General features: G+C 62.5%; 25 protein-coding genes. 20 read left to right on the top strand and 5 right to left on the bottom strand.

Annotation, left to right across the window (positions count from 1 at the left end):
* The first annotated feature begins 22 nt into the window (after window positions 1-22).
* The 17 genes from K663_RS14800 (at window position 23) to K663_RS14725 (ending at window position 13827) form a co-directional block, all read left to right on the top strand.
* A complete protein-coding gene (locus K663_RS14800) occupies window positions 23-2158 on the top strand; it encodes a phage tail length tape measure family protein (RefSeq protein ID WP_062119179.1) in 2136 nt (711 codons plus the stop codon).
* Window positions 2158-2757 carry a DUF2460 domain-containing protein gene (locus tag K663_RS14795; protein ID WP_062119177.1) on the top strand — a complete coding sequence of 200 codons (600 nt, stop codon included), beginning with the start codon at window positions 2158-2160 and terminating at the stop codon, window positions 2755-2757. Before K663_RS14800 ends, K663_RS14795 begins: the two co-directional genes overlap by 1 nt.
* Window positions 2754-3620, top strand: coding sequence for a DUF2163 domain-containing protein (locus K663_RS14790; protein ID WP_062119172.1), 867 nt, complete (start codon window positions 2754-2756; stop codon window positions 3618-3620). Before K663_RS14795 ends, K663_RS14790 begins: the two co-directional genes overlap by 4 nt.
* Window positions 3613-4038, top strand: a complete 426-nt coding sequence (locus K663_RS14785; protein WP_062119170.1) for an NlpC/P60 family protein — start codon at window positions 3613-3615, stop codon at window positions 4036-4038. The genes K663_RS14790 and K663_RS14785 overlap by 8 nt, the downstream gene beginning before the upstream one ends.
* On the top strand, window positions 4028-7285 hold the full coding sequence (locus tag K663_RS14780; protein ID WP_062119166.1) for a phage tail protein: 3258 nt from the start codon (window positions 4028-4030) through the stop codon (window positions 7283-7285). The genes K663_RS14785 and K663_RS14780 overlap by 11 nt, the downstream gene beginning before the upstream one ends.
* A 10-nt stretch (window positions 7286-7295) precedes the next feature.
* The gene (locus tag K663_RS14775; protein ID WP_062119163.1) at window positions 7296-7952 is read left to right on the top strand and encodes a DUF2793 domain-containing protein; all 657 of its coding nucleotides are present in this window, start codon (window positions 7296-7298) and stop codon (window positions 7950-7952) included.
* Window positions 7949-8920, top strand: coding sequence for a hypothetical protein (locus tag K663_RS14770; RefSeq protein ID WP_062119160.1), 972 nt, complete (start codon window positions 7949-7951; stop codon window positions 8918-8920). The genes K663_RS14775 and K663_RS14770 overlap by 4 nt, the downstream gene beginning before the upstream one ends.
* Window positions 8917-9171, top strand: coding sequence for a hypothetical protein (locus K663_RS14765; protein ID WP_062119157.1), 255 nt, complete (start codon window positions 8917-8919; stop codon window positions 9169-9171). Before K663_RS14770 ends, K663_RS14765 begins: the two co-directional genes overlap by 4 nt.
* A 69-nt stretch (window positions 9172-9240) precedes the next feature.
* Window positions 9241-9552 (top strand): phage holin family protein, encoded by a 312-nt coding sequence (locus tag K663_RS14760; RefSeq protein WP_158511188.1) that lies wholly within the window; start codon window positions 9241-9243, stop codon window positions 9550-9552.
* On the top strand, window positions 9552-10112 hold the full coding sequence (locus K663_RS14755) for a hypothetical protein (RefSeq protein WP_063619043.1): 561 nt from the start codon (window positions 9552-9554) through the stop codon (window positions 10110-10112). Before K663_RS14760 ends, K663_RS14755 begins: the two co-directional genes overlap by 1 nt.
* A complete protein-coding gene (locus K663_RS14750; protein ID WP_062119151.1) occupies window positions 10109-10312 on the top strand; it encodes a hypothetical protein in 204 nt (67 codons plus the stop codon). Before K663_RS14755 ends, K663_RS14750 begins: the two co-directional genes overlap by 4 nt.
* A gap of 64 nt (window positions 10313-10376) precedes the next feature.
* Window positions 10377-10610 carry a hypothetical protein gene (locus tag K663_RS14745; protein ID WP_062119148.1) on the top strand — a complete coding sequence of 78 codons (234 nt, stop codon included), beginning with the start codon at window positions 10377-10379 and terminating at the stop codon, window positions 10608-10610.
* A 135-nt stretch (window positions 10611-10745) separates the two neighbouring features.
* Complete coding sequence (locus tag K663_RS14740) at window positions 10746-11129, top strand: hypothetical protein (protein WP_062119144.1); 384 nt, start codon at window positions 10746-10748, stop codon at window positions 11127-11129.
* Between the two features lie 43 nt (window positions 11130-11172).
* Window positions 11173-11340, top strand: coding sequence for a hypothetical protein (locus K663_RS24915; RefSeq protein ID WP_235589458.1), 168 nt, complete (start codon window positions 11173-11175; stop codon window positions 11338-11340).
* Window positions 11341-11612: 272 nt separating this feature from the next.
* Window positions 11613-12380, top strand: coding sequence for a histidine phosphatase family protein (locus K663_RS14735; protein WP_062119141.1), 768 nt, complete (start codon window positions 11613-11615; stop codon window positions 12378-12380).
* The gene (locus K663_RS14730; protein WP_062119138.1) at window positions 12377-13267 is read left to right on the top strand and encodes an NAD(P)H-hydrate dehydratase; all 891 of its coding nucleotides are present in this window, start codon (window positions 12377-12379) and stop codon (window positions 13265-13267) included. Before K663_RS14735 ends, K663_RS14730 begins: the two co-directional genes overlap by 4 nt.
* A 95-nt stretch (window positions 13268-13362) precedes the next feature.
* Window positions 13363-13827 carry an MgtC/SapB family protein gene (locus tag K663_RS14725; protein ID WP_062119135.1) on the top strand — a complete coding sequence of 155 codons (465 nt, stop codon included), beginning with the start codon at window positions 13363-13365 and terminating at the stop codon, window positions 13825-13827.
* Between the two features lie 15 nt (window positions 13828-13842).
* On the opposite strand, the gene rlmN is transcribed toward K663_RS14725, so the two are convergent.
* Window positions 13843-15102 carry a 23S rRNA (adenine(2503)-C(2))-methyltransferase RlmN gene (gene rlmN / locus K663_RS14720; RefSeq protein ID WP_062119133.1) on the bottom strand — a complete coding sequence of 420 codons (1260 nt, stop codon included), beginning with the start codon at window positions 15100-15102 and terminating at the stop codon, window positions 13843-13845.
* A gap of 72 nt (window positions 15103-15174) precedes the next feature.
* A complete protein-coding gene (locus K663_RS14715; protein ID WP_062119130.1) occupies window positions 15175-15645 on the bottom strand; it encodes a hypothetical protein in 471 nt (156 codons plus the stop codon).
* A gap of 169 nt (window positions 15646-15814) precedes the next feature.
* Between K663_RS14715 and dnaN the strand changes: the two genes are divergently transcribed.
* On the top strand, window positions 15815-16927 hold the full coding sequence (dnaN, locus tag K663_RS14710) for a DNA polymerase III subunit beta (RefSeq protein ID WP_062119127.1): 1113 nt from the start codon (window positions 15815-15817) through the stop codon (window positions 16925-16927).
* 157 nt (window positions 16928-17084) lie between these two features.
* Window positions 17085-19694 carry an EAL domain-containing protein gene (locus K663_RS14705; protein ID WP_062119123.1) on the top strand — a complete coding sequence of 870 codons (2610 nt, stop codon included), beginning with the start codon at window positions 17085-17087 and terminating at the stop codon, window positions 19692-19694.
* A gap of 93 nt (window positions 19695-19787) precedes the next feature.
* Here the strand turns inward: K663_RS14705 and K663_RS14700 are convergent, their stop codons facing one another.
* Complete coding sequence (locus tag K663_RS14700; protein WP_062119120.1) at window positions 19788-22286, bottom strand: TonB-dependent receptor; 2499 nt, start codon at window positions 22284-22286, stop codon at window positions 19788-19790.
* Window positions 22287-22453: 167 nt separating this feature from the next.
* Here K663_RS14700 and pip point away from each other — a divergent pair, with 167 nt between their 5' ends.
* The gene (gene pip, locus K663_RS14695) at window positions 22454-23404 is read left to right on the top strand and encodes a prolyl aminopeptidase (protein WP_062119117.1); all 951 of its coding nucleotides are present in this window, start codon (window positions 22454-22456) and stop codon (window positions 23402-23404) included.
* A 17-nt stretch (window positions 23405-23421) separates the two neighbouring features.
* Here pip and K663_RS14690 read toward each other — a convergent pair whose 3' ends face one another.
* Together K663_RS14690 and K663_RS14685 are read right to left on the bottom strand one after the other, a co-directional pair.
* Complete coding sequence (locus K663_RS14690) at window positions 23422-23817, bottom strand: hypothetical protein (RefSeq protein WP_062119115.1); 396 nt, start codon at window positions 23815-23817, stop codon at window positions 23422-23424.
* An 89-nt stretch (window positions 23818-23906) separates the two neighbouring features.
* Window positions 23907-24491 carry a hypothetical protein gene (locus tag K663_RS14685; protein ID WP_062121028.1) on the bottom strand — a complete coding sequence of 195 codons (585 nt, stop codon included), beginning with the start codon at window positions 24489-24491 and terminating at the stop codon, window positions 23907-23909.
* Between the last annotated feature and the right edge of the window lie 8 nt (window positions 24492-24499).

Raw genomic sequence — 24499 nt, 5'->3', positions numbered from 1 at the left:
TCATCATCTTCGAGGAATCGGCATGGCAACGAAACAGGGTCAGGGCGTCGTCCTTGGCTATCTGAAATATGTGCTCGGCTTCGACAGCCTCGCCTTCGAAGAGGGGGTTGGCGACGCCGAAAAGCGCATGAAGGCGGCGCAGAAGTCGCTGCAGAAGTCGGGCGACGGCATCAAGGATATGGGCGCCAAGCTGTCGCTCGCAGTGTCGGCGCCGCTGGCGGCCTTCGCTGCGGCGTCCGTCCAGGGCTTCAAGGCGCAGCAGGCGGCGATGGCGCAGGTTGACGCGGCTATCGCATCGATGGGGAACACCGCGGGTCTGTCCAGCGCCGAGTTGTCGAAGTTCGCGGATGGCCTGGAACTCAAGAGCCTGTTCGATGCCGACGAGATCCTGAAGAAGTCGACGGCCAACCTGCTGACCTTCGGCAATGTCGCCGGCGACAATTTCAAGAAGGCGCAGCAGGCGGCGGTCGATCTCGCCTCCCGCATGGAAGGCGATCTGCAGGGCGCGACGCTGATGGTCGGCAAGGCGCTCAACGATCCAATCAAGGGCCTCACCGCCCTTTCCCGTGTCGGCATCCAGTTCACGGAGCAGCAGAAAGAGCAGATCAAGACCATGCAGGAGGCCGGCAACGTCGCCGGCGCGCAGGCGATCATCCTGGGCGAACTCAACCGCCAGTTCGGCGGCGCTGCCGAGGCCGCGGCAAAGGCTGACCCGATGCGCGAGGTCATGGTCAAGCTCGGCCAGGCCGGTGACGCCATCGGCGAAAAGCTGCTGCCCATCATCCCGGTTCTGGCGGACGCGCTCGTGAGCGTGCTGGACGCCTTCAACGGCCTTTCGCCCGAAACCCAGAAATGGGTGCTGATCGTCGGCGCGGCTGCTGCGGCCCTGGGCCCGGTGCTGATCGGCATCGGCAGCCTCGTGACGGGCCTCGGCGCGATCCTGCCAGTGCTCGGCCCGGTGGCTGCGGCGTTCGGCACGTTCGTCACCATCATTACGACGGGCGTCATCCCGGCGATCGGCGCGGTGCTGGTTGCGCTGGCGCCGATCCTGGTGCCCCTTGCTGCCGTGGCCGCGGCGGTCGCGGCCGTCTATCTGGCCTGGAAGAACTGGGACAAAATCGAGCCGGTGCTGCGCAACCTCTATAATGGGGTGAAGACGTGGATCGGCGACAAGCTGAGCGCCATCTGGAACACCGTGAAGGCTGGCATCCAGTCGGTCGCCGACAAGTTCAAATGGCTGTGGGACGTGGTTGTCGGTCATAGCTATGTGCCCGACCTGGTCGACGACATCGGCGCCGAGATGGCCCGGCTCGATAAGGTCATGGTGCAGCCGATCAACAAGGCGACCAGCGCCGGCGCCAAGGCGTTCAAGGACATGGCGTCGAACATTTCCGGGCTGCTCGACCGGCTGTTCCCCGAACAGGCGGAGATCCAGTCTCTGCTGAGTGATCTGGCGCTGCTCGATCAGGCCAAGGGCAATCTCGACCCGTCAGTATATGGCAAGGCGCGGGACAAGCTCACCGGCCAGCTGGCCGACCGGCAGAATGAACTGGCGCTGACGGGTGATGTTGACGTTCTGCAGCGCACCAAGGCAGCGCTGGGCGATATTGTTCCTGTCCTCGTCAATCTGCAGCCTGCAGCGACGAAGGCGCAGCAGGCGCTGGAGAGCTTCGGCAACTCCCTGGGTGACAGCATCATGGGCGGGCTGCGCGATTTCCTGACGGGCCGGGCCTCGCTGGGCGATGCGTTGCGCGACGGTCTCTCGCGCGTGCTCGATCATGCAATCACCGACTCGCTCCGACAGCTGGAAGTATCAATTTTCGGTGAAGGCGGGCTCGGCAGTTTTCTCGGCAGCGCCCTGAAAAGTCTGTTCGGCAGCATCTTCGGTGGCGCGCGGGCGTTGGGCGGTCCCGTGTCTTCGGGCCGCACCTATCTGGTTGGCGAGCATGGGCCGGAACTCTTCACCGCGCAGCGTTCCGGTTACATCCACAGCAACGATGCGACCCAGCTGGCGGCGCGATCGGGTGGCGCCGGCATCAGCATCGGATCGATGGTCTTCCCCGGTGTGACCAACGCCCGCGAGGCGCGGGAAACAGCGAACCAGGCCGCAGCTGTCCTCCGGAACAAGATCGCCCTGACGTCCAAGAGGGGCTACTGATGGCTTTCATTAATGAGCATCTGCCGCACGAGGTGGAGATCGGCGCTATTCGCCGCGATGTCGAGGATATCGAGATCGTCACCACCGATGGCGGATGGGAAGTCCGCAATGCCCGCGCCTCGCAGTCCTTGCGCGAATTCGACATCAGCTTCCCGACCTCGGCGCGCGACGATTCCATCTATCTGGCCGTGGTCGCCATGTTCAAGGCGGCGCGCGGGAATCTCCATAGCTTCCGGTTCCGGGACTGGGCGGACTATCAACTAACGGCCGAGGTTATCGGCACCGGCAACGGCGTCGCAACCGCGTTCCAGCTCAAGCAAAGCTGGACCGTTGATGGCGTCACGCAAAGTCGGAACATCACCCGGCCTGTCTCTTCCCTGCTGGTCTATAAGAACGGCGTCCAGCAGCTATCGGGCTATTCCATCAACTATGCGACGGGCGTGCTGACCTTCTCCAGCGCCCCCGCGATCGGCGTCGCGGTCAGCGTCACGGGTGAATTCGATATCCCCGTCCGGTTTGACGGGCCGCTCCAGACCCTCGGCTATTCCGCCGACTATGAGCATATAGAGACGATCACGCTGAAAGAGGTGCGCGAGTGAGCCGCACGCTCAGCAGCGGCATGAATATCATGCTTGCGGGCCGCACACACACCCGCTGCCGGATGCTGCGGCTCGACCTTACCGATGGCACCGTCATGGCCTTCACCGATCATAATCGTTCGATCGACTATGACCTGGGTGACGGGTCGGCCAGCTATTCGCCGGCGGTGGGCATGTTCGGCAGCGACGTGGCTCTGAGCGAAGGCTTCGACGTCGACAATTTCGAGTCGACCGGACCGCTGGGCGAGATCGTCACGCGCATCGCCGTCATGGGCGGTCGCTATGATCGCGCCCGCGCCCGCCTGTTCGAGATCAACTGGAGCACGCCAGCGGACGGGGAGATCGCCCAGCTCGCGGGCAATGTCGCGGAAGCGCGGATGGAGGGCGGCAAGTTCACCTTCGGCATCCGCAGCCAGATCGACCGATACAACCAGGTCATCGGCCGTGTGATCTCCAACCTGTGCAGCGCCGATCATGGCGACGCGCGCTGCGGACGCGCGGTGGAGACGGTGGACGGCGCGATCGGCGTGGTGACGGACGCCATGCGGTTCCAGATCAGCTTCGCCGGTAGCTTCGCGAACGACTATTTCAATGCCGGCAAGCTGGTCTTCACCCTGGGCGAGATGGTCGGGATCAAGCCCGTCCGCATCTTCGACTGGACCGCTGCCGGCGCGATCACCCTGATGGAGCCGCTGCCCACGGCGCCGCAGGTCGGCGATACCGTCACCCTGTCGCGCGGCTGTCCAAAGACGCGAGCGGGCTGCATGGAGCGGGACAACATCGCCAACGCCCGCGCCTTCTTCGAGGTGCCGGGTTCCGACCAGGTGCTGAAGGTGCCGGTGCCGGGGTCTGCCGGTGCGTGACGCCATCGTCGCGGAAGCGCGGTCCTGGATCGGAACGCCCTTCCATTGGGAGGCGTCGGTCAAGGGCGTTGGCTGCGATTGCAAAGGGCTGGTCGCCGGGGTGGCGCGGGCGCTGGGGCTGACCGAGGCGGAGAGCGTCTTCGCGCGGGCGACGGCCTATCACCGCAGCATCGATGCCGCCTATCTGCGCCAGGGCCTCGCCGCGCTGTTCGACCAGGCCGAGGAGGCGCGGCCCGGTGACGTCCTGTTGCTGCGCGTGGGCGGCAAGGCCCAGCATCTCGCCATCCTGACCGAACCGGGACGGATGATCCACACTTACGGAAAAGGCCCGAAATGCGTGGTCGAAGTGCCGATGGGCGCCATCTGGTGCGCGGCGATCGACAGCAGCTGGGCATGGCGGACGCATAATGTCGATTGATCCAGTCTCCCTTGCCGTCACGGCGGCGCTGACCGCCGGCCAGATGGCGCTGCAGATGACGAACAAGATCGAGGGGCCGCGCCTCGACAGCCTGGACGTCACGGTTGCCGACTATGGCACCCCGCTCAATTACTTCTACGGCACGCGCCGCTTTTCTGCCGTGCCGATCATCTGGGCGGAGCCGATCCGCGAGGTGAAGCGTAAGAGCAAGACCAAGGGCGGCAAGCATACCGAATATAGCTATTTCGGGAGCTGGGCGGTCGTGGTCGCGGATCATGAGATCGACCGGGTGACGCGCATCTGGTTCGACAAGCATCTGGTCTATGACATCACCGGGCCGGGCCCGATCCAAGTGTTCAACATCGGCACGACCTCCACCACCAACAAGGGCAAGGGGACGCGCACCACCAATATCCAGCTGACCGAGCATCTCCGCATCTATCTCGGCACGGAGGATCAGGAAGCCGATCCCCGAATGCTCGCCGACGTCGAAAGCAAGCACGGCGCGAATTCCTGCCCGCATTACAAGGGCGTCGCCTATATCGTCTTCGAGGAAATCCCGCTGGAGAAGTTCGGGAATCGCATCCCGCAGATCAGCGTCGAGGCGCAGCGCGAGGAAAGCCACGGCTATCCCTATGAGAGCTTCCCGGTAACGGTTGGGAATAACCGTCTATGGAACACTTGCATAAGCGCGGATGGAACAAAGCTCGCATGGTTCGGAAATGATCGGATTGAGCTTTGGCACCTTCCGTCCCGGACCCGGCTCCGTACAGCCCCAGCAGCAGGAATAGGCGTTGGCGAAGCCGGCATGTTCTCCACGGGGGCCGCGGCTCTCCTGGGGGATGGCGGCATCCGCTTCTATTCGGTGGACGGCGTTTTCACCGGATCGCAGTCGGTGCTTTACCAGGATGGCCTCCGGGTGGTGCAACTACCGGACGGATCGGACCTGCTTGTCACCTTCGGGCAAGCCTTCATCACGCGCTTTTACACCTTCGGCATGGCGGGTTTGGCGGAGTTTTTCACGACCGATTTTGGCGACCTCTCTGCCTGGACCGTTCGGGCCTGTTGCGTTGACAGCTATGGCGATGTGTGGGTTTCGGGGAGCATTGCGGGATTCTTCGATAGTTGGGATGACCTCTATCTGCTCCGCATTTCCAACATTAGCGGCCGCACCACGCCTGGATTTGCACACCTCAACACCGGCACCTTCTACAACGGCGGCGCGACCTCCTTTGCCCATTATGACGGGCATTTCGTGGTGCATTGGGGGCACGATTATCTCATCAAGATCGATGATGAGACATTGTCCATCGTGGATACTGTGGCAATGGGCGGCGACGTCTATAGCTCCGCCAAGCAGTGGGGGAACCTCGCGCCCGGCTCTTCGTCGATCTGGCTCAACTATTCGGAAGTGAGCCTTTCTGATCTTTCCGTCATTCGTACGGTTAACGGGCTGGACTGGAAATTCGAGGATGCGGACGGCATTCTCTACAGCAGCAATCTTCATGCGCTTCTCTGCTGGCCGCAATATGACGCCACGCTGACGATCCGTTATCTCGATCGGCCCGGCGATCCGGGCACGACGCTGGAGGCCGTCATCATGGACGTGTCGGAACGGTGCGGGCTCGACCTGGCCGACGTCGATGCATCGGAACTGACCCAACGTGTCAACTACAGCTGGACGCAAGGGAGCGGCCGGGACATTCTGGAGCCGTTGCTGGACGTCCATGACAGCATCGTGCGCCCGCATGATTTCGGGCTGGAGTTCATCAAGCTCGGTCGCGCCAGCCTTGGCTCGATGGACGTCGAGGATTTCGTTACCGACAGCGGGCCGCGGGCACGCTATGACATGCCCCGCGAGCTGGACACGGACCTGCCGCGCCGGGTGAGCGTCAACTATTCAGACCTCACCGCCGACCAGCAGCCCAATAATGCGGCCGACCAGATCCCGCTCGACGTGACGGACAGCGTTCGGGAGCTGTCGCTCAACCTCACCACGCTCGCCCTGATGCCCGACGACGCCCAGCAGCTGACGGAACGCTGGCTGCGCCGCCGCTGGTATAGCCGGGAAGGCTACAAATTCGTGGTGACGTCGCAGATGCTCAAGATCGAGCCTGGCGATGTCTATGACCTCGACTTCGACGGAATCGCCAAGCGCGGCCGGGTGAAGGCGATGACGATCGAGAAGCGCGGCGCGGTCCAGATCGAGATGAAGCGGGACGATCCGCTGGTGGCTACATTGTCCACCAGCACCGGCCAGATCGCGAGCGGCCATGTCGCGGAAGTCCTGCTGGTGCCGATGCCGACGCGGGCCTTCATCATCGACACAACCTATGTGGTCGATGCCGACGATGCGGTTTCGCCTTTCCTCACGATCGGCGCTGGACCGGCGGCCGAGGGGGCGTGGCTGGGCGCTGCCTTCTATGAGGCGCGCGACGGGGTGAACTATGATGCGGAGGTCGCGAACGTCCCGTCCTATTTCCCGGCGACCTGGGGCTATTGCACGGCGGCCCTGAATGATGTGGAGACATGCTCGCTTTGGGACCGGGGCGCGGGCGTCAATGTCATGGTGCCCGGCAGCACGCTCTCCTCCATCACGGAGGCGGAGGCGAATGCCGATCCGACGCTCAACCGCCTCATCTTCGAGAGCGGCGAGCAGGTCCAGTTCACCACGGCGACGCTGGAAAGCGATGGCTCCTATACATTGACCGGGTTCAAGCGGGGTCGCCGCGGCACGGAATGGGCCACCGACCTGCACGCCGCGGGGGAATGCTTCATCCTTCCTGACAGTACGCTGAAGATGACCCGCGGGGCGTCGGACATTGCCAGGACGCTCTATTTCAAGGCGTTGGGATCGGTCGATGTGCTGGACAATGCGACACCCATCACCTTCACCTATGACGGCCGAACCCATAAGCCCTACGCGCCGTGCCATCTCCACGCCACCAAGGATGTGGTGACAGGAGACTGGACGATCACATGGGTGCGCCGGACGCGCCTGGGCGGCGCCTGGACGGGTGGGGGCGCTATCCCCTTGGGCGAAGCAACAGAGGCTTACGAACTGGTCGTTCTGGACGGCGCGGATGAAAAGCGGGTCATTTCGATCACATCGCCGAGCGCGACCTATACCGCTGCTCAGCAGGTGGCCGATTTCGGCGCCGAGCTGGAATTGGGCGAACTGGCCCTGGCTACCTACCAGCTGAGTGATCTTGCGGGCCGTGGCTTCGCAACGGTTGGGACGTTCTGAAAGGATCTACATGAGCACCGCACCACGCTTTGGCTATACCGAATTGACGGAAGGCCAGGACGTTCCCGAAGTGACCGTCAATGAAATGCTCCGTTACCTGATCCAGGGTGCGGGGCATTTCATTATCAAGAGCCGCGCCACGGCCACACCGCCGGGCTCGCCGGCGCAATCGGACGCCTATCTCATCCCGGCCAGCCCGACCGGCGATTGGGCGGCGCACACCGGCAAGCTGACCTTTTATCAAAACACCGGCTGGATAAAGCTTGCCCCCTGGGCTGGTCTCACCGCCTATGTGGCCGACGAGCAGGTTTCGATCATCTATGACGGAACAAGCTGGAACCCCTTTGGCCCTGGCGCCGCCTCGGGCCCCACCACACAATCCGGCACCACATACACCGCCGTCCGCGCCGATGCCGGGGGCTATATCCTTTTCACCAACGCATCCCCGGTGACGTTCACCATTCCGCCGGAGGCGTCCGTGAGTTGGCCCGCCGGTTCCGTGCTCACCTTTGAACAGAACGGCGCGGGCGCGGTGACAGTTTCGCCCGGCGCGGGCGTCACCATCCATAGCCGGGGATCGCTCTACACCAGCAACGGCCAATATGCCGTTTGCCAGCTCAAAAAGGTCGGGACGAATATCTGGACCATGACGGGGGATTTGACATGAGCATTGTTTTTGCAGCCTCGGAGGCGTCCGGCCTTGATATTGCCGGGACGGCGGCGGAGGACACCGCCACCACGGCGGCCCGCCGCACGTCCAACAGCCGCGCCTCCATCGGTAGCCCGGACGGCACCGCGCTCATCACCGCCACGCTCGACACGGCCTTGACGGAGTGCTGGATACATGGCCTCGCCTATTCCGGCGCATGGGATAATGACCAGAACGCCTATTTGCTCCGGGTGAAAGACAGCTCCGGCAACAATGTCTTTCAGATTTATACCAACAGTCCCGGCGTTTTTTTCGCGCAATATTGGAACGGCTCCGCGTGGGTGACGGTCGGCTCATCTTGGACCATCACCAGCGGCCAGACATCCTATGCCATCTATCTGAAAACCGGAGCCAGCGGCACGTCCTGCATCGTGCTCACCAATGGCACCATCGTTGCGTCCGGTTCCATTGGAACCGCCACCGTCAACGTCAAGACGCTGGTATGGGGCACGCCGGACAACAACCTCGCGGGCTATTTCAGCGAGATCGCGGTCGATAATGCCAACCTCTCCTTGGTCGGCTGCTATGTGGAGACGGAAGCGCCCACCGGCGCGGGCGGGGATGCCACCGGAACCGGCGCTTATACGGACGTTGATGAGGCGGTCATCAATGACGCGGACGTCATCACCTTTGGCGCGGCCGGGGATCGCAACAGCTTCACCAGTCCGGCGCGGACCAGCACCCTCTCCTTGGTTCGGGGCGTGGGCGTGGCGGCGCGGGCCAAGCGCGATGCCTCCGGCCCGCAAAAGATGAAATTCTATCTCAAGATCGGCGGCACCCGGTACTATAGCCCGGACATTACGCTCACCACCGGCTTTGCCGCCTATCAATATGTGTGGGCCACCAATCCGTCCACCTCGGCCGCATGGACCTCAACGGACGCCAACGCGGCCGGGCTGGAGTGGGGGATTGAGGCCGTCGCATGACGATCTCGATTTCCAAGGCCACCTTGCAAGTGGCCTCCAGTCCGCCCTCCGAGAAAGTCATCATATCGAAAGCCACGCTTCAGGTGGTGTCCGGTCCTTCTCTCGGATTTGTCACCATTTCAAAGGCTACCCTGCAGGTGGTGAGCGGCCCGTATCTGGACTTGGTAAAGGTGTCCAAGGCCACCCTCCAGGTCATAAGCTCGCCGGTTAAGCCGGCGCGCCGCCGGGTGCTGCAGCACGGCTCATTCTAGCCATTCGGAAGCGGGCGACCGCCTCGATGATCGTCACGTCACATGAAGCCGGGGGGCAAAGATTTGGACATGAAGGAAGTGGTGGAATCCGCAGCCAATAACGGCTGGTGGATCATTCCTGGCATTTTGGGCCGCCTGATGTTTCACAGCAAGGAAGTGCAGGAGGGCCGCCGGCGCTTTTTCGGGCGCGAGCTGCCCTTCGAGGTGCTGATCGCCATCGGCATGGGAATGATCGGCTATGGTATCGGCGCCTATTGGCAGTTTTCCGGGCCGGTGACGGCCGGGATCATCAGCACCATCGCCTATCTGGGGCCGCGCTTCATCGACACGGCAGGGGCGCGGGCACTGGAATGGGTCGCGTCTAAGAAAGGGGGTGCGTGATGGTAGCGTTGAGCAACGCGGGGGCCTTTTTCGTGGGCGTTCGCAAAATCACGGGTCCGCTCGACAGCCAGCAGGTCGACATCGTCAACCGCCTGCTGGCCGCCGCGGAGGGTTGGGGCGTTGCCTGGCTGGCCTATGGTCTGGCGACGGCGTGGCACGAGGCGCGGCTGAAGCCGATCGAGGAATGGGGCAAGGGCAAGGGCCGTCCCTATGGCAAGGTCGATGAGACGGGCAAGGCACCCTATGGCCGCGGCCTGGTGCAGCTGACCTGGGCGGCGAACTATCAGCGCGCCGACGACGAGCTGAAGTTGAAAGGCAAGCTGGCGAAGGATTACGCCCTGGCGCTCGATCCCGACATTGCGGTGAAGATCCTTGTGCGCGGCATGGCGAAGGGCTGGTTCACCGGCAAGTCGCTGGCAACCTATCTCGGCGCCGGCCTCGGCACCGACGAGGAGTTCCGCGACTGCCGGCGCATCATCAACGGGTCGGACCGAGCCGAGCTAGTGGCCGGATATGCCTTGAAATTTCAGAATGCGCTTGTCGCGGGAGGGTGGAAATGAACCAGCGCCACGCCATTATCGGCTTCATCGCCACGCTCATCACGCTGGTCGTCGTGCTGGCGGCGTCCTTCACTGCAACCTATTTCGTGCCGCAGCTCGTCGGCAAGATTGAGGCGTTCGGGCTGGGCACCGTTACGGGCGGTCTTATCACGCTCGCCGCGTCCTTCCGCCCTCGCTACCCGCAGGATGGCGCGCAATGAACCCGCTGCAGATCATGCTGGCGACGCTGCTGATCTTCCACGGCTGCACCTGGGAGAATGACGAATGACCGACGATCAAATCAAGCACATGGTAAATCGCTTCCTCGCGTGGCGGTTGCCTGAAAATTTCAACCCCGACGCGGGGATCAGCTTCAAAGCCGAATACAATGACAGCCCCAATGTGATGGCAATGTTAGGTCTCAGTGAACCGTGCCGCCACGAGCCTATTGGCACCAACCTGTTCGACTACACTCAGGCGGAGACCATGGTTCGCCACATGATCGAGGGGATGCCGTGAGCGGCGTCCTCGGCGCCGCTGCCGGCGGCTTCTTCCTCGGCCTTGCGACTGCGGTCGGGGTCTTGGTGCTCATCGCAGCCGCCGTCTGGAAGGACATCCGCGGCTGACACCCGTGGTGCAACAGGAGATAGTCCCATGAAGATATTTGGGCTTCGTATCATTCCGAACAGTCAGTTCAAGGATCTGAAAGCCGCCGCCGAAATCGCGCTCAACATCGTGCCCAGCGAAACCGCGAAGGCGGTGCTGGCGCTGAAGCAGACGGAGATCGGCGCGGCCGTCGCCAATAATATCGAGGCGATTTCGTCGAAGAGCCTGACCGGCGCTGACAAGTTCGAGGCGGTGCTGGCGAACACGCTGCCGCTGGTGGCGGACTTCCTCACCGGCAAGGGATTGGAGGTCGCGATCGCCGAGATCGAGGATATCGGCCGCGCGCTGGTCCAGTCCGTGTTCAATGATTTCAAGTCGACCACAGCGGGCAAGATCGCTGGGCTCATTCTCCAACTGTTCAAGCTGATCTGACGGTCATCGAACGGCTGAATCAATCTGAAGCGATTGAGTCAAAATGTTCATTTCTCCCGGCGTCGGGCATCAGGAGATAATCAAGGGCATGAAAGCGAACCTTATTTTTGCCGGTATGCTGGTCCTTGCCGTGTGGGGCGGACTGGCGCTCTTGGGTGCGGCGCTCACCAGCGAACGCTATGGCGTCATCGTGCGAACGCTCAATTCCTGACCATATTCCCGGCGCCGGGAATATGGTCGGCAGTTCCCCCACCCCTCCGAAAGTCGCGGAAAACCGTGGGCCTATATGGTCGCGATTTGGGGGAAGCGGCATTGAAAACAAACAGGAAAAGGCTTCCACGGCTGAAACACGGGTTCGATTCCCGTAGGGGTCACCATTTCCAAGGCACATCCTCATGATGAGGGGCTTGTCGTCGGGATCAAAGCAGCAACGCGACCGTTCTTCATGCTTCGGTATTTTCAGCATGAAAGGCAGGAGATCGCGTGGCGTCCCTTCATTGGCCAAGCCAGCTCATTATAGTCCGCCATGGTCAGAGTGCTGGCAATGTCGCGCGCGATATCGCTACTGAGACTCAGGCGGACAGGATTGCGCTGTCCGTGCGCGATGCCGATGTACCGCTAAGCGAGCTCGGTCGCGATCAGGCGCGGGCGCTGGGCCATTGGTTTGCCGATGAGACAGAGGACAACCGCCCTGAAATCCTGCTGTCCTCCCCCTATCTTCGCGCTTTCCAGACAGCGCAGATTTTTCGCAATGCCGGCGGCGCGATCGTCGATGAACCGATTTGCTTCGATGAGCGGCTGCGCGAAAAGGAATTTGGAATTTTGGACGGCCTGACTACGTCGGGCATCCGCAATCTTGAACCTGAACAATATGAGTTCCGGCGGATGCTGGGTAAATTCTATCACCGATCGCCTGGCGGAGAGAGTTGGTGTGACGTCATCCTGCGGCTCCGTTCCGTCATGGACACTATATCGCTGCACTATGCCGGGCGGCGAGTGATGATCTTCACGCATCAGGTTGTCGTGCTGTGTCTGCGCTACATCATAGAATCGCTGAACGAGACGGAGATATTGGCGATAGACCGGGCAGGAGACGTCGCAAATTGCGCGATCACCGACTATGTCTATGATCCTTCACTCGGTCACCGCGGGGGTCTGGTGCTGCGGCGTTACAATGTGACCGCGCCGATGGAAGAAGAGGCGACCGAGGTTACTCGTGAACCCGACGCCATTGCGGGCGCGCGGGGATGATGCCCACTGTGCTCGATGCGGCATGGCTGCGCGCTCATCCCCTGCCCGCAATCGACAGCGATTCGGACAAGAACAGCCGTGGCCGGGTGCTCGTCGTCGGCGGGGCGGAATTCGTACCGGGCGCCTTGCGCCTGACGGGGGAAGCCGCGCTGCGGGCAGGCGCTGGTAAGCTTCAGATGGCCACGGTGCGATCGGCGGCCATGTCGCTTGGCGTGCTGGTGCCGGAAGCTGCGATGATCGCGCTCCCCGCGCAGGATGATGGCGAAATTGCCGCAGGAGCGGCCGGCCTGCTGACGTCCCAACTCGCGCGGTGCGATGCGCTGGTCCTTGGTCCGGGCATGAATATAAGCGCACAGACTGACGAATTTGTGGCAGCGATCCTGGCTACCACGGGACCGGAGGTAAGTATCGTCCTGGACGCGGCCGCGCTGACATCGGGACGGGAACTGGGATCCCTGATCGCCGATCATGACGGGGATGTCATCCTGACGCCGCATCATGGTGAGATGGCCATTCTTACAGGCCTGAGTGCCGAGGCGATTGCCCACGATCCGGCCGCCATCGCGCTGCGCGTGGCGAGTGACTTTCGAGCCAGCGTGATCCTGAAGGGCGACCGCAGCGTCATCGCAGGCCCGGATGGCACTTGCCTGCTGCACGAGGGCGGCTGCGTCGGTTTGGCGACTGGGGGTTCGGGGGACGTGCTCGCGGGAATCGTGGGCGGACTCGCGGCGCGCGGCTCGGACCCAATGCGTGCCGCTGCATGGGGAAGCTGGGTCCACGGAAGGGCGGGACGGATGCTCGCGCAGACGGTCGGCTCTATCGGCTTCCTGGCCCGTGAACTGTTGCCGCTCATCCCTCGCTTTTTGGAGGAGCCTGATCGCGACTAAAGCATTTTCGACGCAGGTGGCATCACCTGCTGGCTCGGATCATGCTCTAGCGCATTCGTTCCGCATCCGAATTCACCGTCGCGCGTTTGACGCTCATGATCGAGACATTTTCCGTGCTGCCGCACCTTGTTCCGATAGCTATCGCCTATTGTCTGGCGCTACCGATCGGCTGGAACAGGGAGCAGGCGGAGCGCAGTGCAGGCTTGCGGACCTTTCCGCTGGTCGCCGTGGCGAGCTGCGGCTTCGTGCAGGCCGTGGAGTCAACGATGGCGCAGGATGCGTCGGCGCTTGCCCGCGTGCTGGAGGGCGTCATCGCTGGCATCGGTTTCCTGGGTGGCGGCGCGATCCTGCAGCAACGGCATTCGGTCAAGGGCACGGCCACCGCCGCCAGCCTCTGGATTACCGGCGCAATCGGTTTGGCAGCCGGGCTGAACAAATATGACGTCGCGGTCGTTCTGACCGGCTTTACGCTTCTGACCTTCTGGATCATGGCGCCACTTAAGCCACGGGAAAATGAACGTGGCGAAGAGGAGATCAGTAAGCCGGGTTCGCCCCGCTGAAATCTCCCCCGCCCTTTATCCCAGCGCTGCCTGCTTTTCCGCCGCCAGCCGGTCCAGTTCCGCGCGGCTCTTTTTCTCGGAAGCAGACTTGAGTTGTCCGCACGCAGCCATGATGTCGCGGCCCCGCGGGGTGCGTACCGGCGCGGAAATTCCACCTTCGAACACAATCTCGGAAAAGCGCTTGATCCGTTCGGGCGTCGAACATTGATAGTCAGTGCCCGGCCAGGGGTTGAATGGGATCAGATTTACCTTCGCGGGCAATCTGTAGTGGCGAAGAAGCCGCACCAGCTCGCGCGCATCCTCGTCGCTGTCATTCTTGTCCTTGATCATCACATATTCGAACGTGATGCGCCGCGCATTGTTCGCGTTGGGATAGTCGGCGCAGGCCTGCAAAAGCTGCTCTATCCCGTATTTCTTGTTCAACGGCACCAGCTCGTCACGCACATCCTTGGTCACGGCGTGCAACGATACCGCGAGATTTACGCCGATCTCCGCGCCCGCGCGCGCCATCATCGGCACAACGCCGGAGGTTGAAAGGGTGATGCGCCGCTTGGACAACGCCAGTCCGTCGCCATCCATGACGACCTTGAGCGCGTCCCGCACATGGTCGAAATTATAGAGCGGCTCGCCCATGCCCATCATGACGATGTTGGTCAGCATCCGCCCGTCGGCCGTATATTGAGGCGTGTCGTCCGTTTCGTCGTCATTGGCGGACGCCATGCTGCCCTTGGGCCACTCGCCCAGAGCATCACGTGCCAGCATCACCTGCCCGACGATCTCGCCGGGCGTCAGGTTGCGCACGAGCCGCATTGTGCCGGTATGGCAGAAACGGCAGTTCAGGGTGCAACCCACCTGGCTCGACACGCACAGGGTCCCCCGATCGGCATCGGGAATGAACACCATTTCATAATCCTGCCCGTCGTCGGATCGCAGCAGCCATTTGCGCGTACCGTCAATCGACACCTGCGCCTCCACCACTTCCGGGCGGCCAACGACGAAGCGTTCCGCCATCCATGCGCGCATCGGCTTGGCAAGGTCGGTCATCGCGTCGAAATCTGTTTCGCCGCGATGATAGAGCCAATGGAACAGTTGCTTGGAGCGCAACTTCGCCTGCTTCTGATCAAGCCCCGCTTCCTCCAGCGCGCTCTTTATCTGAGGGCGCGAAAGGCCCATCAGGTCCACGCGCCCATCCTCACGAGGCGTCACGGCGCGCGGGACTGGCACAGGATCGATAGCGCCGGGAATCGGCATAAGCGGGTTGGCGGATGATTGCATGCGCGGCCCATAGCTGATTTCGCGTGGTTTATAAAGTGATGCCGTTGCCGCCTTCGCGGCTGCTTTGGCGCGTCAACGCAGGCGCGCGCATCCCAGCGCCGCCGCATCGATCGCCGTCGCCGCGCCCCGCAATATATAGGTATCCGCGAAGGCGCGTCTATTTGCGCCCGTTGCTTGCACGCTCATGCTGCTGGCAGACCGTATGGCGGCGATGATGGCGGCATCCGCCCGGGGATCAGCTGCCCAGGCGTCAGTCTGACCGGCAACGAGGGTGAAGCGGCGCTCTCCCACGTTCAGGATCACTGGCGCATCCTCGGCGCGGACGCGGCTCAGACGGAAATGCACCTGCCCGCGTATGCGCTGGCGAGGCCAGCTTCCTACTGATGCAAAGCCTGTCCCTCGGCGGCCTACCGGTTTTGAAATGGCGTAGCAGCGCGGCGTGGCCGGATCGCGAAAGGCGCCCCAAGCCTCGAACATGCCAAGGGAATCCCGTGCCGCTGCAGGCGTGGCGATCAGCAGCATCAGGGCCAGGGCGCGTCTCATCCACCGTGGCAAAGCGCATCATGTCCCCTTTTGCAACCCTTGGGAGTGCGAAACGATCAGCAGGCGCTTGCCGCCGCCGCAACAGTGGCTATGAAGGATCATCCATCATTGTCGCCCGGATTCGACCGTCTCCGGGCATTGCGCAGAAAAGAAACGGACAAACAGGGACATGAAGGCCACCATCGAACGCGCAACGCTCCTGAAGAGCCTGAGCCACGTCCAGTCGGTGGTTGAGCGGCGCAATACCATACCCATCCTGTCGAACGTGCTGATAGAGGCGTCGGCCGACGGCGCGATCAAGCTCATGGCGACCGACCTTGACCTCCAGGTCGTCGAAAGCGTGTCGGCGCAGGTGGAACAGCCCGGTGCAACCACCATCTCCGCTCACACATTGTTCGACATCGCCCGCAAGCTGCCGGAGGGCAGCCAGGTCTCGCTTCAGGCGGCGGAAGGCAAGATGCTGATTCAGGCAGGCCGGGCGCGTTTCAACCTGTCGACCCTGCCGCGCGACGACTTCCCGGTTATCGCAGAAGGCGATCTGCCGACCAGCTTTGAACTGCCAGCCGAGACATTGAAGCAGATCATAGACAAGACGCGCTTCGCCATCTCGACCGAAGAAACGCGCTACTACCTCAACGGCATCTATTTCCATGTTTCGGATGAAGGCCAGCCCGTGCTGAAGGCGGCCGCGACCGACGGTCACCGCCTCGCGCGCGTCACGGTGCCGCGTCCTGATGGCGCCGAGGGCATGCCGGGGATCATCATACCTCGCAAATGTATCGGCGAATTGCGCAAGCTGCTCGACGAAGTCGATGGATCGGTCGCCATTACGCTTTCCGCCAGCAAGATTCGCTTCGGCCTGGGTAGCGCGATCCTCACCAGCAAGCTGATCGACGGCACTTTCCCTGATTATAGCCGCGTCATCCCGACCGCCAATGATAAGCTGCTCAAGATCGATCCGCGTAGCTTTGAAGAGGGTGTCGATCGCGTGGCGACAATCGCGACGGAAAAGACACGCGCCGTGAAGATGACGCTGGACCGCGACAAGATCACCCTGTCAGTTACCAGTCCCGAAAATGGCACGGCGGCCGAAGAGGTGCCGGGTGCATTTCAGGGCGAGGGGTTCGACATCGGCTTCAACGCCCGATATCTGCTCGACATCCTGGGCCAGATCGACAGCGAGACCGTCGAACTGCACCTTGCAGACGCCGCCGCGCCGACGCTGATTCGGGAAAATGACCGCAGCCCGGCGCTCTATGTCCTGATGCCGATGCGCGTCTAGGCGGGGCGTGGGTCGAAGGCTATGAGGGGAAAGCAGAGACCGTTCCCTCAAGCTGGAATCTGACGTCACGGCGAGGGACGGCCACACTTGTCGTGCCTCCTCCCGGGTGGGCAATTCGGGTAAGTTTCTTTCAACTTCTGTGCGTTACGCATAGGTCATGGCCCCGTCGCGCATCAAATTGAACGATACGTTGTTCCGGCGGGGCAATCTTGCAATCGCGCTTGGCTTGGCCGAAAGCGGGACGGAAGTGTCGGCCTTCTGGATATCGGAAGCCTTCACTCATATCGCCAGGCTATGGCCGCTGGTTCTTCTGGGCAAGCTATGTACGCTTACCCTGCTGCATGTATCGCTGTTCGATTTTCGCAGCATCATGCATGTTCTCATCTTCGCCTTCATGCTGCTGGTCGATGGCGTGCTGATCTTCGTCCCCAGAGGCGAAAATTTTCAGAATCAGCGACCCCATATTCAGAAATGGCTCATGCTGCCGACGGTCCTGCTGTCGGGCATGGCCTTCAGTCTGCTGATGGGGCCGGCTCAATTTGCTGGCCCGCTATCCCTTTCGCTGGCAGCTGAGGTCGCGGTGGCGCTGCTCGCCGCTTCGATCTTCGGGGACCGGCGGCTGCTGGGCGTCAGCTATTTGCTGGGCACGCTCATCGTATCCATCATCCAGGGCGCTGGCTTTGCCCAGATCGGCCTGCTGCTCAGTTGTATCGTCGTCATGCTGATCGCCGCGATGCGGCAAGCGCATTCGGACCTCGACCGTGCAATCCAACGCCATCAACAGGATCTGCGTGCCCAGCGGGCCGATCGGCTTCTTCAGGAATATGAACAGTCGGGCCAGGGGTGGTTTTGGGAAACCGATCGTCAGGGCTGTCTCAGCTATATTTCCGAAACACTGGTGGGAACGCTGGACATCGCCGATGGGGAGATGGTCGGACGGCCGATCACGGACATCATCTGCGCGGGCGACCACCGGCAAGGCGGAGGTGAGCGCACGCTGGGTTTTCATCTTTCGGCGCGAACCGGTTTTTCGGATATTCATGTTCGCGCTGCCGCGACGCGGGATGAACGCTGGTGGTCGATGTCCGGTCAGCCGGTATTCAATGAATATGGACAGTTCCATGGCTTCCGGGGCAGCGGAACCGACCTTACCGAGATGCGCCGCAGCCAGGCTGAGGTAAAGCGGCTGGCCCAGTTCGACTCCCTCACCGGCCTTGCCAATCGGGTGCAGATGCTGCGGTCGCTGGAGGATGCGGTCGCCGGATCGCAAGGGCGGACGGGCGATTGCGCGCTGATGATGCTCGACCTTGATCGCTTCAAATCTGTCAACGATACGCTGGGCCATCCCGCCGGAGATGCATTGCTGCGGCAGGTGAGCCAGCGCCTCCAGCGCGTGGTGGGTGAACGCGGGCTGGTCGGGCGGCAGGGCGGCGACGAATTCAAGATTCTGCTGCCTGGGCGACATGACCGCACCGCACTGGCTCAACTGGCGCAGACGGTCATTAGTTCGGTTGGCCAGCCTTACACGGTCGAGGGGACTGCGGTGGTCATCGGTGTATCCATCGGCATTTCTTCCTGCCCACATGACGGCGATACCGCTGACGCGCTGATTCGCAACGCGGACCTTGCCCTCTACGCCGCCAAGGGTGATGGACGCGGTGTTCATCGCTTCTATTCGGCGGAGATGCACGCGGACGCCGAAGATCGCAGGCGGTTGGAAGAGGATTTACGCCACGCGCTCGCCGGCGATGGATTGCATCTGGTCTATCAACCTGTCGTGTCGTCCGGGACGGAACGGATCACGGGCTTTGAGGCGCTGCTGCGCTGGAACCATCCGGTACGGGGCGCCATATCCCCCACCGTGTTCATACCAATCGCGGAGGAGACTGGCCTGATCGGGCCGATCGGCGACTGGGTGCTTCGTACTGCCTGCCGGGATGCGGCGATGTGGGCGGATGAGATTCGCGTTGCAGTCAATGTTTCTCCGATCCAGTTCGCTAATCCGGGCCTTCCCGCTACGGTCATGAATGCACTGGCCGCAGCCCAGCTCGCGCCCGGGCGGCTGGAGCTGGAGATCACCGAAAGCGTGTTCCTGAACGATGACGAGGGCACGGACTCGATGTTCGCCCGGCTCAAGGGCATTGGCGTGCGCCTGGCGCTCGACGATTTCGGCACTGGCTATTCTTCGCTCGGCTATCTGAAAAAGGCTCCGTTCGACAAGATCAAGATCGATCAGAGCTTCGTGCGCGGCGCTGTGATCAACGGCAGCCGCAACAGCGCGATCATCAGGGCGATCGTCAGTCTGGCCGAGGCGTTGGGCATGGACACCACGGCGGAGGGCGCTGAAACGCAGGACGAACTGGCGTTGATCCGCGAACTTGGGTGCAGCCATATTCAGGGCTATGTCTACGGCCGCCCGCTCGAAGCGGGCGAAGTGCTGAGGCGCCAGGAAAGTCACGGCACCCTAGCCTTGGTCGAAGGCTTTCAGTCGAGTCGTCCAGAGCGAAAGACCATGCTGCGGACGATTGCGGTGCATCATGATGCCCATGTCTACACCGGTCGTATTCGCAATATTTCCGCGACCGGCGCGCTGATCGAAGGACTGTGGCATGTGCCAGAAGGGACGCAACTGGCGGTCGAGTTCAACGAGAGCCTGCGCGCCGATGCGGTGGTGCGCTGGTCGCGCGACGATCGCATGGGCGTGGAATTCACCGTTGCGATCGACATCACCAGCGCAAGCGCGGCGCCTCGGTCGTTGGCTTCCTGAAGCGAACTGAAATCCCTTCGTGCCGGAACTGACAAGGACCATGCAATCGTCCGGCCCCGGCCTGATGAATCACATGGTTCCCTTTGCCAAAGGTCAAAAGAACAACTTCCGGAACGAAATGCTGATCGTCCGCCCCAGCGGATCCAGATAGCCCTGCTGATAGCGCAGCGGCGTCGCGCCAGTGGCGTCGGTCACTTCTCGCCGCTTGTTGAAGATGTTGTCGATGCCGATCGACACACGCGTCCCGCGCAGGAAGGGATGGTCCTTCACCAGCGACGGCATTTGGCCCAGATTCGCGAAGAGGCGCAGATTTGCCGTCGCCAGGCTGCCGAAATTCAGGCGAGAGGTTCCTCCCAGCGCGCCATCCACATGCGTGCCGCTCTCCCAATCAACGCTGAGCCGTGCGCCCAGACCGTTGTTGGTATAGCCGATGCGGGCTTTGATCTCATGCCGCGGCTGTCCTCCCGACGATCCGGTCGCGTCGCCATTCAGCAGGTCGAGTTCCGGCACATCAGGCGCGATTAGGATGCTCTCCGTGAAATGCCATGTGTGATAGAGGCTGAAGCTGAGCCGCCCATTCCCTCCGCGGTGCCCTCCGCCAAAGCCGCCACCGGGCCGCCCGCCACCGCGTGGCCCGCCCATGCCGCCTTCGCTGCGCGGCTGATCGCCGCTATCGTGGCCTGGCGGCGGAGATGCGCCTTCCGGGCCGCCCTGGCCTTCACCCTGCCTGCCACCACGCCTGCCGCGATTGCCGAACAGACCGCGCATCGCCTGCAGTTCCTTAGGCCGATCTTCCGGCTTGGCTCCTGCGGCGCGCCATGCTTCGGCGAGCTTCTGGATACGCGATTTCAGAGGGAAGGACAGATCGAAGCCCCAGCGCAGCTGCTCGCTTTGCGACCGCAGATAATTGACGGGGAAAGCCCTGATCTCGGTCAGCCGCTGATCTGCGTCGCGGATGAACCGGTCTGCAAAGGCCGCCTCGAGCGCCGGGGTAGGTTCGGGGAACGCGGCGATCGGGTTGGCCGTCCGGCTGTTGAGGTAGGTGGCGGTTAGCGTCAGGTTTGGCTTTTCGAAGGGTTTCACCGTCGCGCTCACCCGGAACTGGTCGCGTACGCTTTCACGGAGCAGCGCATTGCCGCCCGTGACCCGCGTCACGAACACAGTCTCGCCGGTGCGATAATCGAACACCGGAATATTCTCGGTCCTGACCTCTGGATCGGTGATCTGATTGCCGGTCGGCGCCGCGCGATCCTGGTTCGCCGACACAAGCAACTGCACCGCCGGAACCGGTCGCCACCGCAGGCCATAGCCAAGGGTGGAGAGCGTACCAAAATCGGAAAGCTCCTGTGTGGCCGCATTCAGGTTGACGCCAATGTCGCCCACCGCGCCCAGCACGCCGCGGGCCTTGCTGGTGATCGGCACGTCCAGGCTGATCTGGCCGCTGGCGATCTGCCGGTCATAATCATTGTCCCGCTCGACGCCGTTGCGGATCGACCAGCCTTCAAAACCGTTGGCTGATGCACCCACCCGGACCGAGCTGGTGACGGTGCCCGCAGGCAGGTCGAACAGCGGACCGGACAGCAACAGATCACCTATAACGGCCTGCGACCGTGCGCTGGTCCTATCCGTGGACGCCGATCGTTCCGTCCGCGTGCGGGTGTCGGACACATCGCCATTGCCGGTGAAGGACCATTGCCAGCCCTTGCCCAGCAATCCGTTGAACGTCAGGCCCACATGCCCGGTCGTACCACGGATCTGCTGATCGAGTGCGTTCTCCCGCAGGAAATCGCGATAGAGCGGACCGTCACCGAGCGGCGCAGCCAGAGCGGCGACCGAGAGCCCCTGAAGTGTATCATTGTCCGACAATTCCACACGGCCATTGACCGTCATGGACACCTTGCCAAGCGCGCGCGCATAGGTCGCGTTGGCCGAAACACTTTCCGTTGCCGGGCTGAGCGTGCGGAAGCGGGTGAGATCGATGAGCGCCGGGCCACTCGCCGGGCGGTCGATATCCCGCTCGCTCTCCAGCAGCGAAGCCGCATTCCCATATTTGAGGTTCAGGGTGAAGCGATTGTCGCCCCGGATGCGTAGCAGTCCCGCTTCGACCGAGCCATTTTCCCGCCCGCCATCGGTGGTCGTCCCGCCGCGCAGATCCGCTAGTTCGGCACGAAAACGCTGGCGCAGCACGATGTTGACCACCTTCTGCGTCGGTGCATAGCCATAGGACAGCGCCACCTCTTCAGGCAGGATATCGACGCGCGCCACCGCTTCGGACGGGATGTCCTGAATCTCGGAAAAGCTGGAAATCCGCTTGCCGTTGAGCAGTACCACAGGCGTACCGTTTGTCTGCGCCGATAGCTCGGTGATCATTTCCGAGATGGAGGTGACGCCCAGCGCCCGGACGTCGGCGGCGGACAGCTGTTGTTCGGGCTTGACGTTGCCAACCACCGCCCCGCGCTGCGGCTGGCCGGTGACGATGATCTCTTCGCCTTCATCCTGCGCGGCCGCTTCACTATCCATCGTCTGCGCCATCAGGGCAGCAGGCGACGCGCCCATCAACAGAAATACCGTCAGCCCAGCAGATCGACGCACACTATACCCCTTTGGAAAAAGCAGACCCGTACCGGTCTGTCATTAGGCGCGAGTTGTCTCAAAAAATTGGCAACGCCAAGACCATTCTGTCGCAAAATGTATCGGAACCTTTGGCCCGGATCGGACGTGGCATTTCCATCGGCGTGTAGCCTTTCTAAGATCGCGGGATGCGCACCCTTTATCCTCCTGTCGAGCCCTTCGCGTCCGGTCATCTCGATGTGGGGGACGGGCACCACATCTATTGGGAACGCGTGGGGACGCCGGGGGCCAAGCCTGCGGTGTTTCTGCATGGCGGGCCGGGGGGCGGTATATCGCCCGATCATCGTCGTCTGTTCGACCCGGACCGTTACGACCTCCTGCTTTTCGACCAGCGCGGCTGCGGCCGCTCGACGCCGCATGCGGAGCTGGAAGCGAACACCACCTGGCATCTGGTCGCAGATATAGAGCAGCTGCGGCTGATGACCGGAGCGGACCAATGGCTGGTATTCGGGGGCAGTTGGGGCTCGGCGCTGGCGCTGGCTTATGCGCAAGCACATGTGGATAGCGTGAGCGAACTTATCCTGCGCGGCATCTTCACCATCCGCAAGCAGGAGATTGACTGGTACTATCAGCAGGGCGCCAGCCGCATTTACCCGGATAAATGGGAACGCTTCGTCGCGCCCATTGCGGAGGCCGAGCGCGGCGACCTGCTCCACGCCTATCGCCGGATCCTGACGGGCGATGACCGTGCGGCGCAGATCGCCGCCGCCAAGGCATGGAGCGTCTGGGAAGGGGAAACCATCCGCCTGCTGCCCGACGACGCCTTGTCAGCCACGCATGAGGCCGATGATTTCGCGTTGGCCTTTGCGCGCATCGAAAATCACTATTTCGTGCATGGCGGCTGGCTGGAGGAGGGGCAACTGATCAGGGATGCCGCCAAGCTCCGGCACGTTCCCGGCGTCATCATACAGGGGCGCTATGACATGGCATGTCCGGCCGAGACGGCGTGGGCGCTGCACAGGGCCTGGCCGGAAGCGCGGTTCGAAATGATCGAAGGGGCGGGGCATGCCTATAATGAGCCCGGCATATTGGACGCATTGATCCGCGCGACCGATGCGTTTGCAACCGTTCGCGCCTGAATCTGACGGAAGGACGATCAAGGCTCGCCCTTGGACTCCTGCATCCGTCGCTCTGCAAACCATTGTTCCAGCATCTTGGCGGTGCAGCCGGTAAAGCCGTTGCTGCCGATTGCCGAACAACTGCCCGGCAGTGTCTGCCGCTGCACCTGCTCCATCGTCGCGACCTGGCTGCCCCATCCCGGCCCGCCGGATGGCGCGGGCTTTTCGCGCAGTTTCTTGGGGATGCGATAGCGCTCGGATTCCGGCTTGCGGGCGCAGACGACGATTTCGTCACCCTCGCCCTTGGGGCAGGGGTCATCGCCATAGACGATAAGGTTGAAAACCCGCTGCGGCGGTTCGGCTCTAACCGGTGCGGCCAGCGACAGCGGCAGAAGCGCCGCTGCGACCAAAGGCAAATGAACAGGGAAACGCATCGGCTATCATCCTATATTCGCCCCTGTCCTTCAGCGGAGTGCCCATTTCCGCGTCGCTTGACCTAAACGCCGCGCGCCGGGGAAAACCGTCAGGGCTGTTCGGGCGCCCCTGGTTGTGACGCAGTCGGCGGCGGTTGCTGTGCAGTTTGTTCCTGTTCTTCCGCGACAACGCGCGCCTCGATCGCCTTGCTGTCCTCGTCGATGGTGGACAGACGGCGCGCGCGCTCCGCCTCGACCAGATCTTTCCAGCTTGCGCTGTCCGCAGCCTGGCGTTCAGCCTTGGCCAGACGGGCGAGCTGGTTGAAGCAGCCGGTGAAGCCGCCGGGGCCGGTGGCGGAGCAGCTTTCCGTCCCGCTGCGGCCGACATATTCCATTGATCGCACTCGTTCCCCCCATGCCTGATTGCTCGGCTGGTTGGGGTCGCCACGCAATGGCTCGGGGATGCGATAACGTTCCTCCTCGCCCTTGCGCGCGCACACCACGATGTCGCTGCCTGCACTCTGCGGGCAGGGGTCGTCACCATAGACTATGACGAGATTCGTGCGCTCGGAGCCGGTTGTCCCGGCGGGCGCCGTCTCTGCCTGCTGCGGAGCAGGGCCGGGTTGCTGCTGCGCCATGGCGGGTAACGCGCTCGCGGCCATCAGCAGTGCGGCGGTCATCGCGGTCTTCATCATCATCTTTG

The sequence above is a fragment of the Sphingobium sp. MI1205 genome (assembly GCF_001563285.1).
GTDB lineage: Bacteria > Pseudomonadota > Alphaproteobacteria > Sphingomonadales > Sphingomonadaceae > Sphingobium.
Note: the sequence above shows the minus strand (reverse complement) of the source record. Positions and strands in the feature narration are given on the sequence as shown.

Coding starts and splice junctions, on each gene's coding strand:
- K663_RS14800 (WP_062119179.1), top strand. CDS start 23: ATGGCAACGAAACAGGGTCAGGGCGTCGTCCTTGGCTATCTGAAATAT.
- K663_RS14795 (WP_062119177.1), top strand. CDS start 2,158: ATGGCTTTCATTAATGAGCATCTGCCGCACGAGGTGGAGATCGGCGCT.
- K663_RS14780 (WP_062119166.1), top strand. CDS start 4,028: ATGTCGATTGATCCAGTCTCCCTTGCCGTCACGGCGGCGCTGACCGCC.
- K663_RS14775 (WP_062119163.1), top strand. CDS start 7,296: ATGAGCACCGCACCACGCTTTGGCTATACCGAATTGACGGAAGGCCAG.
- K663_RS14770 (WP_062119160.1), top strand. CDS start 7,949: ATGAGCATTGTTTTTGCAGCCTCGGAGGCGTCCGGCCTTGATATTGCC.
- K663_RS14765 (WP_062119157.1), top strand. CDS start 8,917: ATGACGATCTCGATTTCCAAGGCCACCTTGCAAGTGGCCTCCAGTCCG.
- K663_RS14760 (WP_158511188.1), top strand. CDS start 9,241: ATGAAGGAAGTGGTGGAATCCGCAGCCAATAACGGCTGGTGGATCATT.
- K663_RS14755 (WP_063619043.1), top strand. CDS start 9,552: ATGGTAGCGTTGAGCAACGCGGGGGCCTTTTTCGTGGGCGTTCGCAAA.
- K663_RS14750 (WP_062119151.1), top strand. CDS start 10,109: ATGAACCAGCGCCACGCCATTATCGGCTTCATCGCCACGCTCATCACG.
- K663_RS14745 (WP_062119148.1), top strand. CDS start 10,377: ATGACCGACGATCAAATCAAGCACATGGTAAATCGCTTCCTCGCGTGG.
- K663_RS14740 (WP_062119144.1), top strand. CDS start 10,746: ATGAAGATATTTGGGCTTCGTATCATTCCGAACAGTCAGTTCAAGGAT.
- K663_RS24915 (WP_235589458.1), top strand. CDS start 11,173: ATGTTCATTTCTCCCGGCGTCGGGCATCAGGAGATAATCAAGGGCATG.
- K663_RS14730 (WP_062119138.1), top strand. CDS start 12,377: ATGATGCCCACTGTGCTCGATGCGGCATGGCTGCGCGCTCATCCCCTG.
- K663_RS14725 (WP_062119135.1), top strand. CDS start 13,363: ATGATCGAGACATTTTCCGTGCTGCCGCACCTTGTTCCGATAGCTATC.
- rlmN (WP_062119133.1), bottom strand. CDS start 15,102: ATGCAATCATCCGCCAACCCGCTTATGCCGATTCCCGGCGCTATCGAT.
- K663_RS14715 (WP_062119130.1), bottom strand. CDS start 15,645: ATGAGACGCGCCCTGGCCCTGATGCTGCTGATCGCCACGCCTGCAGCG.
- dnaN (WP_062119127.1), top strand. CDS start 15,815: ATGAAGGCCACCATCGAACGCGCAACGCTCCTGAAGAGCCTGAGCCAC.
- K663_RS14705 (WP_062119123.1), top strand. CDS start 17,085: ATGGCCCCGTCGCGCATCAAATTGAACGATACGTTGTTCCGGCGGGGC.
- pip (WP_062119117.1), top strand. CDS start 22,454: ATGCGCACCCTTTATCCTCCTGTCGAGCCCTTCGCGTCCGGTCATCTC.
- K663_RS14690 (WP_062119115.1), bottom strand. CDS start 23,817: ATGCGTTTCCCTGTTCATTTGCCTTTGGTCGCAGCGGCGCTTCTGCCG.
- K663_RS14685 (WP_062121028.1), bottom strand. CDS start 24,491: ATGATGAAGACCGCGATGACCGCCGCACTGCTGATGGCCGCGAGCGCG.